We start from the raw sequence: 12425 nt of genomic DNA on the forward strand, positions 1-12425 counted from the left end.
CCTTGACAGTGAACGTGTCAATATTGGCGCAGCGGCGAGAGCTGTTGGCTATGTGGCAAAGGATACGGATTCAGGCAAGTCGGCTGAGACCGGCAGCGTAGAAAAGTCCGATGATCGCCCCGTGTTGAATCTTTCAACCGGTTTTTAAGGGTGATCGTCGTTGAAACGTCGATACAATTTGTGAGTGAGTGGTTATGTCTTTTGATCGGAAAAAGCGCTTTATTGCCGGGGCTGTCTGCCCCAAGTGTTCGGAGATGGATAAGATCGTCGTGTACAACAAGGACGGTCAGGATTACCGCGAGTGTGTCAGTTGCGGCTTCTCCGATGAGATGCATTTTGCTCCGAAAGCGCGCGAGCTGGAAACCCGGGTGAACAAAACAGACGACGAAAAGCAGGCGGAAGTTCAGGTCATTCAATTCCCACCCACGTCCAGCCAATAGCAGGACTGTGGGTCGCATTGATGATGACGTTCGCGTTTTTTCGGGTTTTTTACACCTTTAACTCGGCCGGTGAAAACAGGCTGACGGTGTTAAAACACTAATGCAGCGAGCCGGAGTGATGCGGCACGACTTTTTTTCTTTTTGCTTTGCCGGGTTTGATCTCGGCGGGTTGGTGCAGGGAGGCGTCAGTCGTTTCCAGTTCGGGCAACTGCGGGGTCGTTTCAGCGGTTTTGGGATCGCTGAAATCAAGGCGGATTTCCAGGTCCTTTGCCAGGCAGGGCCACTGTTCGAGTTCTTTGCGCCACCCGGATTGACGGTGCGTGTTCAGGTAGCGCTGGAAGTCGGCTTGTTCAAAGACTTTTTCTTTACTCATGCACAGCTCGACCGAATATTGCACGGCGAGATCCAGCTGGTTGGCAAAGGGTTCGCCAATGAGATGGTGCACGATTAAGTTTGAGCGGGTCATGTCCATCGGCGCCAGCGGGGTGCCGCAATGGGCGATAAAGCGGTCATTCACTTCTTCCATCAAACGATGGGCGAGATAGGCTTCATCCATTAAGGCGTCCATACCCAGATGCCCTTGCATGAATTCAGGTGGGTGCAGAAAGTAATCTTTGGCGATGCGCAAAAACGTTTCGGCGTAGTCAAACACCTGGGCCTCGCTGGTCACGTGGGAAATGGCTTCCACGAAATCCGGCACATGCTCGATATAGCGAGTAATGAAGTCAATCAGCGCGGCTTCCGCGTTGTCTTCGGGCAGGCGAATAGAACTGTGCAGTTGGGGAATTTGATCCTGCAAGAGTCGGGACAGATGGCCAGTTTTGCTTTCGTGCAGCTTGGCCTGCTGGATGGTCTCTCGAATCGTTGTCACGTCTTTAATATCCATGAACATCTTTATTCGCTGTGTAAGAAGTGTAGAAAAACTTATGCATCCCTGCCTGAAGTTATTGAGTGTTAAAGAAAAGATAATCTAAAAAAGAATAAAAACAAGCCGGCCACCAGATCAAATTGTTATATGTTTTTTAAATTTTCACTTTTGTGGCAGTCGGTTTCAGTTGTGCGACAGCCGATTGCGGTTGTGCGACAAGAACTGGATCGTACACCAGCCCAAGCTGACGCCACGGGCAACATTAAACAGGGTAAACGCTATCCACAATCCGTTATTGTGCAGGGCCTGAGTGGCCCACCAAACGGGGAAAAACACCAACACACAACAACCCAGCATGGCGTTTTGCATTGTTTTGGTGCGTCCAGTGCCGATAAAAATACCGTCCAGCCAAAATGCCCAGACACAGGCCAGGGGCAACACAATAACCCAATGATAAAATTCCGACAATATCTGCGCGACAGCCGCAATATCGGTAAATACCGGGATAATCAGGGTTTGTCCCAGGCTAAAGCTGAGCGACATGGCCATCGCGATCAACACACTCCAAAACCCGGTGGTGACCACAATCGCTTCCAGTCGCTGCGGGTTTTGTGCTCCGACGGCGTCACCTGCCAGCGCTTCCGAGGCGTGCGCAATGCCGTCGAGGCTGTAGGACGTGAGCATCAGCAATTGGAAAATAATGGCGTTGGCGGCGAGGATGTCGTCACCCATTTGAGCCCCTTGGGCAGTAAAAAACGCGAAGGTCAGCAGCAAACAGAGGGTGCGAATGAACAAGTGGCGATTGATGGACAGCAGTTCCCGGTAGTCGTCGAGGTTGCAGGACAGGTAACGTGTAAACCGCCGGATCAGGGATGGGCTTGCGCGCAAGGCACAGCCTGCGGCGAGGACAAATCCCAGTGTGTCAGCGCACACGGTGGCCAGGGCGGCGCCATCGCTGTTGAGCTTCAGCCCCCAGATGAACACCATGTCGAGAATCACGTTGACCAGGTTGGTGGCGACCATCACCAACAGCGGCACGCGGGTATTCTGGCGCCCGATAAACCAGCCGAGTATGACCATGGTGGTCAGCACGAACGGGGCACTGAGCAGGCGAATGTGGCTGTAACTGCGGGCTAGGGCTTCGGTGCTGGCCGAAGGTTCCATCCAGGTTAATGCGGTGTTGATGAGGGGCGTGCGAAACATCACCAACAGCAGCCCAAGCGCCAGCGCCAGCACGCCACTGCGCACCAACAGAGAGGCCATGGCGTGTTCATCGGGCTGCTTTTGGGCGCGGTGCTGGCCCTGTGCGCGAGCCGCTAAACTGGTGGTTCCCATGCGCAGAAAACCCATCGCCCAAAATACAATGGATAACAGGCTGGCACCCAATGCGACGGCACTGAGGTACACGGGGGAAGGCAAGTGGCCCAGAATCGCGGTGTCCACCAACCCCAGCAAAGGCACGGAAATATTACTTAATATCATGGGCCACGCCAGGGCCAGAACCGATTTATGGGGTAACTTGCGGAAATTCATGTCGCGTAACTTTGTCAGGAGGGCGGCAGCGTATTGTACTGAAATCTTCGCTAAGCAACTGAATTCAACAGAAATAATTAGAATTGTACAAAAAGTGGACAGAGCGAATCGAAATAAAAACATTGACTCTTGTTCACCGCTATGACTAACCTAAGGACGTTGTAGTTGCGACAATTTGCCGCATTTTTTGTTGGATGTACCTCCTGGACGTCGACAGTGTTGCTGGTATTCCCCGCTGTAAAAAAGCAGGTCGCGCTAGATGTATCAGTGTGAAAGGTTTTCCTGTGCCTTGATGCAAACAAGACAATTCGATAATGCCCAGGTGCCTGCGGTTGGGATTTGACCGCGTACACCAGCTCTCGTAGTAGAAGATAAAAACAATAGCTACACGGAGATGAAAGGCGATGTTTATAAGAGAGAGACGGCTGTTCGCCTGTCTGCTTGTTCTCGTGACGGGGCTGGGATCCTCTGCCCTGGCTCTGGCTGATGAAATGGCTGAAGGTGTGGAGCGCTGGGGAGTCAATATGACCCAGGGTGTGACTCCCGTCAGTCGGGATGTTTACGGCCTCCACATGGATATTTTCTGGTGGTGCGTCGGCATTGGTGTCGTGGTCTTTGGGGTGATGTTCTACACCATGATCGTGCACCGCAAATCCAATGGCGCCAAGGCGTCCAATTTTCATGAAAGTACCACGCTGGAAATCCTCTGGACGGTGGTGCCCTTTCTGATCCTGATTGTGATGGCCATTCCGGCCACCAGTTCTCTGCTGAAAATCTACGACACTGACGAAGCCGACATGGACATCATGATCACCGGCTATCAGTGGAAATGGAAATACGAGTATCTGGGGCAGGAGGTCAGTTTCTTCAGTAACCTCAATACCCCGCTTGATCAGATTCAAAACCGCGCCCCCAAGGGACCCAATTACCTGCTGGAAGTGGATGAACCGCTGGTCATCCCGGTGAAGAAAAAGGTTCGTTTTCTGATCACCGCCAACGATGTGATTCACGCCTGGTGGGTGCCGGATCTGGCGGTCAAGCGCGATGCGGTGCCCGGCTATGTGAATGAATCCTGGGCGTACGTGGACGAGCCCGGTATCTATCGCGGCCAGTGTGCAGAATTGTGCGGTAAAGACCACGGTTTCATGCCGATCGTGGTCAAAGCCCTGCCGCAGGACGAATACGATCAATGGCTTGACGAAAAACGCGAAGCCGCCGCCGCCATCAAGGCGCTGACCGAGAAAACCTTCGAGTTTGATGAGCTCTACGCTCAGGGAGAAAAAATCTACAACTCGGTCTGTGCTGCGTGTCACCAGCCTGGTGGTGCCGGCATTCCCGGTACCTTTCCGGCGATCAAAGGCAGCCCGATTGCTACCGGCCCGATGCAGGCGCATCTGGAGATGGTGGTTCACGGCAGCAGCAAGAACCCCGCGATGCAGGCCTACGGTCCCCAGATTTCCGAAGTGGACATCGCCAGTGTCATTACCTATCAACGCAACGCGTTTGGCAACAACATGGGCGACTCCGTTCAGCCCATTGATGTGCTCAAATTCAAACAAGGCAAATAGGGAGGGTAAACAATGGCTCACGGTCCTGCGAAAGGTATAAGCCGGTGGTTGTTTACCACCAACCACAAAGATATTGGCACCATGTATCTGTGGTTCAGTTTTGCGATGTTTTTATTGGGTGGCGTTTTTGCGCTGGTCATTCGCGCGGAATTGTTTGAACCGGGTCTGCAGATTGTCGAACCGGCATTTTTTAATCAGATGACCACCATGCATGGCCTGGTGATGGTGTTCGGGGCGGTGATGCCGGCCTTTGTGGGGCTGGCCAACTGGCTGATCCCGATGATGATTGGCGCACCGGACATGGCGTTGCCGCGGATGAATAACTGGAGTTTCTGGATTCTGCCGTTTGCGTTTGCCATGCTCGCCTCCACGCTGTTGATGGAGGGCGGGGCGCCCAACTTCGGCTGGACTTTCTACGCGCCATTGTCCACCACCTACGCGCCGCCGAGTGTGACCTTCTTTATTTTTGCGGTGCACATCATGGGGGCCAGTTCGATCATGGGGGCGATTAATATCATCGCCACCATTCTGAATATGCGCGCTCCGGGCATGACGCTGATGAAAATGCCGCTGTTTGTCTGGACCTGGTTGATTACCGCCTATCTGTTGATTGCGGTGATGCCGGTACTGGCGGGTGTGGTCACCATGATGTTGATGGACATCCACTTCAACACCAGTTTCTTTGATGCCGCCGGTGGCGGTGATCCGGTGTTGTTCCAGCATGTGTTCTGGTTCTTTGGTCACCCGGAAGTGTATATCATGATTTTGCCGGCCTTTGGCGTGGTAAGTCAGATCATTCCGACCTTTGCCCGTAAACCCCTGTTTGGCTATGCCTCCATGGTGTACGCCACCAGCTCCATCGCGTTTCTGAGTTTCATTGTGTGGGCGCACCACATGTTCACCGTGGGCATGCCAGTGGCCGGTGAGCTGTTCTTTATGTACGCCACTATGCTGATTGCGGTACCGACGGGGGTGAAGGTGTTCAATTGGATCACCACCATGTTCCGCGGTTCCATGACCTTTGAAACCCCCATGCTGTTCTCGGTGGCGTTTGTGATTCTGTTTACCATCGGCGGCTTCTCAGGGCTGATGCTGGCGATTGCGCCGGCGGATTTCCAGTACCACGACACCTACTTTGTGGTGGCGCACTTTCACTATGTGCTGGTGCCAGGCGCGATCTTCTCGATCACGGCGGCGGTGTATTACTGGCTGCCAAAGTGGTGCGGCAACATGTACAACGAGACCATGGGCAAGACCCATTTCTGGATGGCGTTTATCGGCCTGAACCTGACCTTCTTCCCCATGCATTTTGTCGGGTTGGCGGGCATGCCGCGGCGCATTCCGGATTACGCGTTGCAGTTTGCCGACTTCAACATGATCGCCAGCATGGGGGCCTTCCTGTTTGGTGCGGCCCAGATTCTGTTTTTGTTTAATGTGATTGCCACCATTCGCGGCGGTAAAAAGGCCACCGATGAAGTGTGGGAAAACCCGGAGGGTCTGGAGTGGACGGTACCGTCTCCAGCCCCCTACCACACTTTTTCTGTGCCACCGGAAGTGAAGTAGTCATCGACTGCCTCCACTGGCAGCAACGCCTGCCAAACGGGAAGCACTGCAAAAGTTTAACGTGGCGCCAGAATTGTAAGCACGATAAAAAGCTCAAAGCACGGTAAAAGTTGATAGAACTGAAATAACGGAAAGAGTGGCGGCAGGTGTTATGACGGACTCAACGCAAAATTCAACGCGGATCATCACCCTCAAATTGTTGGCTGTGGTGGTGGCCATGTTTGTGTTTGCGATTTACGTCATGCCGCCGCTGTATAACCTGTTTTGTGATATCACCGGATTGAACGGCAAAACCGGCGGCCGTTACCAGCCGACCGAGATTGTTGTCGACACCAGCCGACAGGTGACGGTTCAGTTTCTGGCAACCAACAACGAAAACATGCCGTGGCGTTTTCAGCCGGTATTGCAAAGTGTCAAAGTGCATCCGGGTGAAGAAGTGGAAATTCGCTACTACGCGCAAAACCCGACCAGCAGAGATATGGTGGCCCAGGCGGTTCCCAGTTTGGTGCCCTTTAAAGCCACGGATTATTTTCACAAAACCGAATGTTTTTGCTTTAACCAGCAGCCGTTGGCCGCTGGCAGCAGTGCTGAATTGCCATTGCGGTTTATTGTCGACCAGGACATTCCCGATCAACTGCACACGATCACCTTGTCCTATACGCTGTTTGATATCACTGGCAAGTTTGGCGCTGATGAAGGAGCCGTGTCCGCGCTTGTTGAGCCGGATACAGCCACCGTCGAGAACACCGCATTAGCGATGAACAGGTTTGCAAACGAGCCAGCTGTTTCTGGTTTGTAGTTTGTTTTTTAAATAGAGAGTCATGGAATTTAACCGCAAGAACACCCAATAAAAACGTAAGGCGGGGTAGCAACATGTCAAGTGAAGGAAGTTATTACGTACCAGCGCAAAGTAAGCTGCCGATCTTTGCATCGCTGGGGCTGTTTTTAACCGTGTTTGGTGCCGCTAATTGGCTCAATGGAAACGACACGGGACCCACTATTTTATTTTGTGGCGGTTTGCTTTTCGCGTTTGTATTGTGGCAGTGGTTTTCTGCCGTCATCACTGAAAATCTTCAGGGTATGAACAGCGACCAGCTAAAGCGTTCTTACGTCTGGGGCATGGGCTGGTTTATTTTCAGTGAAGTGATGTTTTTTGCCGCCTTTTTTGGGGCACTGTTTTACATCCGCAACTTTGCCATTCCCTGGTTGGGGGGCGAAGGCGACAAAGGCATTGCCAATGAATTTTTATGGCAGGGCTTTGAGGCAACCTGGCCGTTGATGACCACGCCGGACATGGCGGTAAACGGCGATGCCGCCAAGGTATTGGGGCCAGAACAAAGTATGAGCTTTGGCACCGTTGACTCTATTTGGAGCTGGCTGCCGTTCTGGAATACGATGGTGTTGATGACGTCTTCCGTGACGGTGCACATGGCGCATTCTGCACTGAAAAATGCCAACCGCAAAGGCTTTAACATTTGGCTGGGGATAACAGTCGCGCTGGGTTTTATCTTTTTGGTGTTGCAGGTAGAAGAATACATGGAGGCCTATTTGCATATGGGCTTAACCTTGGAGAGCGGTGCTTATGGCACCACCTTCTTTATGTTGACCGGGTTCCACGGCGCGCACGTGACTTTGGGCACCTTTATGTTGCTGGTGATGTTTTTACGTTCGGTCATCAAAGGTCATTTCAAGCACGAAGATTGTTTTGGTTTCGAAGCGGCCAGTTGGTACTGGCACTTTGTCGACGTCGTGTGGGTTGGCTTATTTATTTTTGTGTACGTGCTGGGATAGATCCCAGTCCTCGTGTTTAAGACGTGTTGGCGTTAACGTTTATGGGCGGCCCTGCTCTATCATGGGGCCTTTATCCCAGGGAGCTGAACTGCCGAGCTGGCCGGTGGAAAACCCATAAAAAATACACAGTAACAGTAGGCCGGCGAGGGTGACACGAATACCGAGCGCGTAAAGTGTGCGCTTGGAGCGAGAACCCATATCCTTTAAGAGAAACACCAGGGCACTGCTTAAGCTAATGAGTACCGCGATAAATAAAAACACAATAAGTACTTTTAGCCACATGATCAGATTTCCTGTTTGAGTTTATGGTTGCGAGTTACGCATGATTCAGTGACAGTAGCGATAGACTCGGCGACTGTGATGTATAAGGTGTAAAATGGAAGCCAAACCCCGGTCTTCAACAAAATTCAGTGTAACACTAAGAATAAACTGGAAGTTACTGCTTGCCGGGCTGTTTTTACTGCCAATGCTGATTCGCCTGGGGTTTTGGCAATTGGAACGGGGGGAAGAAAAACGGCTTTTGCAAGCGGACATTCAACAGCAACAGGCCTTGCCCGCGCTGCCCACACCAGATTTTTCTCAGCTGCAGTCCATCGACCGGTTACGTTATCGGTTCATCGAAACCACCGGTCATTTCGATCCCAGCCGCTACTGGCTGGTTGACAACAAGGTACTCCAGGGCAAGGTCGGTTACGAAGTGATCGCGCCTTTTGTCGACATTCACGGGGCGGTGTTGCTGGTGAACCGGGGCTGGATAGAAGCCCCGCCATTGCGGGAACACTTGCCGGCGGTTACGATCCCCAAAGGTCTGTTGTCGGTGCGCGGGCGGCTCAATCTGGCTGAGCCCAACAGCATGATTCGCGAAGTCGAACAACAGAGCGACCAGTGGCCAATCCGCATCCAGCAACTGAATATCCCTCGGGCAGAGCAGCAACTGGGGCGCGAAGTGTTTGACTGGGCGCTGCAGCTCCAGCCCGACTCGCCCGCTGCTTTGACCGTGATGTGGCGGGATGTCAATGTCAGTGTTGCAAAACACCAGGGCTATGCGCTGCAGTGGTTTGCCATGTCAGGGGCACTGCTGATTGCGTTGCTGTTTGCCAACACCAACTTGAGTGACATATTTTCCAACAATAATAAAAGCGGGGCAGTCTTTCATGAACGCTGAAACCAGTACAGATCTCAACTCATCCTCCACCTTTACGCCAAAGGACAAACGCTGGTCGAGCTGGCTGTTGCTGGCAGCCATTGGTCTGCCGATGGTCATGGCCTATGTGGTGTTCAGCACCGGGGTCGGGATGCCCACCGGGACCGTCAACAAGGGCGATTTGTTGTTGCCGGTCACACCGCTCACAGACATCAACATTACCCTGGAAAATGGCCAGCCGCTGGCCTTGCTGGAGGGCAAAAAAAAATGGCGCTGGCTGATTGTTGGAGACAACAATTGTGCCAAGGCTTGCCAGGAAAATCTCTACCTGTCGCGTCAGGTGCATATACGACTGGGGGATAAAGCGGTGCGGTTGGAGCGACTGTACCTGAACACGGACACTGCGTATTCGGCGGACTTTGCACAGCAATTGCGTCAGCAGCACCCGCGCCTGGTCATGGCTCATGTGAATGCCGATGAGTGGCAACAGCTTTTGCAGCAGAGCAACGCTGCGGACCTGGCTTTGGACGGTACGCATCTGTACGTGGTGGATCAGCAAGGGTTTGCAATGATGACCTATAATGCCAGCCATGAGGGCAGTGATCTGCTGGATGACATCAAACGCTTGTTGAAATATTCCTACGAAGACTGAGGAGGTTGGCATGATGAGTAAACGTCTCAGTCATCGCGGTCGTCTGACTTTGCTGGCCTGTGCCCTGGCATTTGTGGTGGTGGCGCTGGGAGCCTTCACCCGCCTGGTGGATGCCGGACTGGGCTGCCCCGATTGGCCCGGCTGTTACGGGCACATGACCTGGCCGGAATCGTCGGAAGAAATTCAATCGGCCGAAAGTCTGTTTCCCCACGCGCCGGTGGACACCACCAAAACCTGGCCGGAAATGGTGCATCGATACTTTGCCGGCAGTCTCGGTCTGGTGATTCTGGCCCTGGCGATGATGGCAACCATAGCGCGGCGCAAAGCCCTTAAATCGTCCGCAACCGACCCCAATCACCGGCTGTCTGGGGAGCTGCGTTCCATCCCTGTGGTGTTGCCCTGGTTGACAGTGGGGCTGGTGGTTTTACAAGCCATGTTTGGCATGTGGACCGTGACGCTCAAGTTATGGCCGCAAGTGGTCACGGCGCATTTACTGGGTGGGTTTGCCACGCTGGCCTTGTTGTGGCTGATGTTTTTAAGACTGCGCCAGCGCGATCACGGCCTGGCTAAAGCGTCGCTGAACGCAAAAACACTGTCACGTGTGCGAAAGCTGGCGGCACTGGGGTTGGTGTTGGTGGTGTTACAGATTGCCCTGGGAGGGTGGACCAGCTCAAATTATGCCGCCCTGGCGTGTATTGATTTACCCACCTGTCATGGCGAATGGCTGCCAACCACGGATTTTGCCCAGGGGTTTAATTTTACCCAAACGCTGGGCCCCAATTACCTCGGGGGTCTGATGGATAATGAGGCGCGTACGGCGATTCATTTGAGTCACCGTATCGGGGCGCTGGTGGTAACGCTGGTGGTGGTGTTGCTGTCGGCGGTGTTGTGGCAGACACAAGCGCGCGGTTTGAAACGGTTAGCGCTGTTCACGGTAGGGGTGTTGATCGCTCAGGTGACGCTGGGCATGACCAATATTCTGGCGGCCCTGCCGCTGCCCGTAGCGGTTCTGCACAACGCTGTGGGAGCGTTATTGTTATTGACGCTGGTGACCGTGAACTACCAGCTGTTGCGTCGCTGTGAGGGGCGCGATAACGCCGCGGCCAGATCGAATACGATCAATGCCGAGCGTGCTGTCATGTCTTGACTGTCATGAATGATTAGTTGTTATCAATTAACCGAAACGGGAGAGAACAACCATGGGAAATACGACTGTCGATGCGGCCATCGTTGTTCGGGAGTCCGCCAAGTGGCGCGATTACCTGGAACTCTGCAAACCCAAAGTCGTTGCCTTGATGATACTGACCTCGGTGATCGGCATGCTGTTGGCGGTTCCGGGCATGGTGCCTTGGGATGTGCTGATATTGGGAAACCTGGGGATTGCGCTGTGCGCCGGTTCGGCGGCCACGGTCAATCATCTGGTGGATCGTCAAATCGATCAGAAAATGTTGCGTACCTTTAATCGTCCGGTGGCCACTGGCCGTTTAACCACCGCCCAGGCGAGTCTGTTTGCTTTGCTCACCGGTGTGTTGGGGATGGCCATTCTGTTGCTGTTTATCAACGCCGTCACGGCATGGCTGACGCTGGCGTCGCTGCTGGGGTATGCGGTGGTCTACACCCTGTTCTTGAAGCGCGCCACTCCGCAGAACATTGTCATTGGTGGTATTGCCGGTGCCGCGCCGCCATTGCTGGGTTGGACGGCGGTAACCGGTGAAATTGGTGGCCACGGGTTATTGCTGGTGTTGATTATCTTTGCCTGGACGCCGCCGCATTTCTGGGCACTGGCGGTGCATCGCAAAGAAGAATACGCCAATGCCGACATCCCCATGTTGCCGGTGACCCACGGGGAGCGTTACACCAAGATTCATATTTTGTTGTACACCGTGATGTTGTTCGCGGTCAGTTTGTTGCCTTACGCCACCGGGATGCTGAACTGGTTGTATTTGTTGGGTGCCGTGGTTTTGGGGGTCGGTTTTTTGTACTGGGCGGTGCGTTTGCTGCTCAGTGACGACGCCAGCCTGGGGATGGACACGTTTAAATATTCGATCATTTACCTGATGGCGCTGTTTGTCATCATGCTGGCGGACCATTATTTTGTGCCGGCCAATTCACTGATGATCCGACAGGGGTATTGAGTGCTGATGACGAATATGTCGGATACAGAGGCGCAAGGCTCGGTGCCGGGTGATGAGATTCGTCCGGCGGTTAACCCCGCTTCGGTGCAGAGCACACAGCGACGGGGGATCAGACTGACCGTTATCGTCATTGGTGTGTTCATCACGGTGGTGATGGCGTTGTTCCTGAATAAAATCACCACACCCAGAGTGTTGTCGCCACTGGAGTTGCGGGCCAATGGCACCTACGTGTTTGAACAGGCGAGGATCTTTAAGGATTTTACCCTGCAGGATCAACACGGTCAGGCGTTCGGGCTGGAGCAACTGAAGGGCAAGTGGTCGCTGATGTTTTTTGGCTTTACCGCCTGTCCGGATGTCTGCCCAACGACCTTGTCGATGATGCGCGAGGTCAAAGCACAGCTGAAACCGGACATTGCCGCCCAGACCCAGTTCGTGTTTGTGAGTGTGGACCCGGCCCGCGATACCGTGGCACAACTGGCGCAGTATATGCCGTATTTTGATCCGCAGTTTATTGGTCTGACGGGCGACTTTCTGGAAATCAAACGCCTCGCCAACCAGTTGAACATAGCGTTTGTGAAGGTCACCCAAGCCGACGGGTACACAGTGGATCACAGCGCCAACATCGCCATTGTGAACCCCTTTGGCCATTACCAGGGCTTTATTAAGGCACCCATGGATCAGGCCCGGGTGAAGTTAACGCTGCAATCCATAGTGACGGATTTTTAAAGTCA

At 53.4% G+C, this 12425-nt stretch carries 13 protein-coding genes; 10 read left to right on the top strand and 3 right to left on the bottom strand.

Annotated features, from left to right (window positions below):
* Positions 1–194 precede the first annotated feature (194 nt).
* On the top strand, positions 195–440 hold the full coding sequence (locus G8770_RS20585) for a YheV family putative zinc ribbon protein (RefSeq protein ID WP_167191489.1): 246 nt from the start codon (positions 195–197) through the stop codon (positions 438–440).
* A gap of 97 nt (positions 441–537) precedes the next feature.
* On the opposite strand, the gene G8770_RS20590 is transcribed toward G8770_RS20585, so the two are convergent.
* The gene (locus tag G8770_RS20590; RefSeq protein WP_208022413.1) at positions 538–1326 is read right to left on the bottom strand and encodes a hypothetical protein; all 789 of its coding nucleotides are present in this window, start codon (positions 1324–1326) and stop codon (positions 538–540) included.
* A 165-nt stretch (positions 1327–1491) separates the two neighbouring features.
* Positions 1492–2790 carry an MATE family efflux transporter gene (locus tag G8770_RS20595; RefSeq protein WP_208022414.1) on the bottom strand — a complete coding sequence of 433 codons (1299 nt, stop codon included), beginning with the start codon at positions 2788–2790 and terminating at the stop codon, positions 1492–1494.
* A gap of 455 nt (positions 2791–3245) precedes the next feature.
* Between G8770_RS20595 and coxB the strand changes: the two genes are divergently transcribed.
* From coxB to G8770_RS20615, 4 genes are all read left to right on the top strand, one after another.
* Positions 3246–4409 carry a cytochrome c oxidase subunit II gene (coxB, locus tag G8770_RS20600; RefSeq protein ID WP_167191493.1) on the top strand — a complete coding sequence of 388 codons (1164 nt, stop codon included), beginning with the start codon at positions 3246–3248 and terminating at the stop codon, positions 4407–4409.
* Between the two features lie 12 nt (positions 4410–4421).
* On the top strand, positions 4422–5972 hold the full coding sequence (ctaD, locus tag G8770_RS20605; protein ID WP_167191495.1) for a cytochrome c oxidase subunit I: 1551 nt from the start codon (positions 4422–4424) through the stop codon (positions 5970–5972).
* Positions 5973–6123: 151 nt separating this feature from the next.
* Positions 6124–6771: a cytochrome c oxidase assembly protein gene (locus tag G8770_RS20610; protein WP_167191497.1), complete on the top strand. Its 648-nt coding sequence runs from the start codon at positions 6124–6126 to the stop codon at positions 6769–6771.
* 74 nt (positions 6772–6845) lie between these two features.
* The gene (locus G8770_RS20615; protein WP_167191499.1) at positions 6846–7763 is read left to right on the top strand and encodes a cytochrome c oxidase subunit 3; all 918 of its coding nucleotides are present in this window, start codon (positions 6846–6848) and stop codon (positions 7761–7763) included.
* A 39-nt stretch (positions 7764–7802) separates the two neighbouring features.
* On the opposite strand, the gene G8770_RS20620 is transcribed toward G8770_RS20615, so the two are convergent.
* Positions 7803–8045, bottom strand: coding sequence for a DUF2909 domain-containing protein (locus tag G8770_RS20620; protein WP_167191501.1), 243 nt, complete (start codon positions 8043–8045; stop codon positions 7803–7805).
* A gap of 94 nt (positions 8046–8139) precedes the next feature.
* Between G8770_RS20620 and G8770_RS20625 the strand changes: the two genes are divergently transcribed.
* Genes G8770_RS20625 through G8770_RS20645 form a run of 5 tightly spaced genes read left to right on the top strand, consistent with a single transcriptional unit; the run spans position 8140 to position 12420 of the window.
* The gene (locus tag G8770_RS20625; protein ID WP_167191503.1) at positions 8140–8928 is read left to right on the top strand and encodes an SURF1 family protein; all 789 of its coding nucleotides are present in this window, start codon (positions 8140–8142) and stop codon (positions 8926–8928) included.
* Complete coding sequence (locus G8770_RS20630) at positions 8918–9559, top strand: hypothetical protein (RefSeq protein ID WP_167191505.1); 642 nt, start codon at positions 8918–8920, stop codon at positions 9557–9559. The genes G8770_RS20625 and G8770_RS20630 overlap by 11 nt, the downstream gene beginning before the upstream one ends.
* 10 nt (positions 9560–9569) lie before the next feature.
* The gene (locus G8770_RS20635; protein WP_167191507.1) at positions 9570–10706 is read left to right on the top strand and encodes a COX15/CtaA family protein; all 1137 of its coding nucleotides are present in this window, start codon (positions 9570–9572) and stop codon (positions 10704–10706) included.
* A 52-nt stretch (positions 10707–10758) separates the two neighbouring features.
* Positions 10759–11694 (top strand): heme o synthase, encoded by a 936-nt coding sequence (gene cyoE, locus G8770_RS20640; protein ID WP_167191509.1) that lies wholly within the window; start codon positions 10759–10761, stop codon positions 11692–11694.
* Positions 11695–11700: 6 nt separating this feature from the next.
* Entirely contained in the window at positions 11701–12420 is a 720-nt protein-coding gene (locus G8770_RS20645) for an SCO family protein (RefSeq protein WP_208022415.1), read from the top strand.
* Positions 12421–12425 lie beyond the last annotated feature (5 nt).

It is taken from the genome of Pseudomaricurvus hydrocarbonicus (assembly GCF_011602365.1).
Lineage (GTDB): Bacteria > Pseudomonadota > Gammaproteobacteria > Pseudomonadales > Cellvibrionaceae > Pseudomaricurvus > Pseudomaricurvus hydrocarbonicus.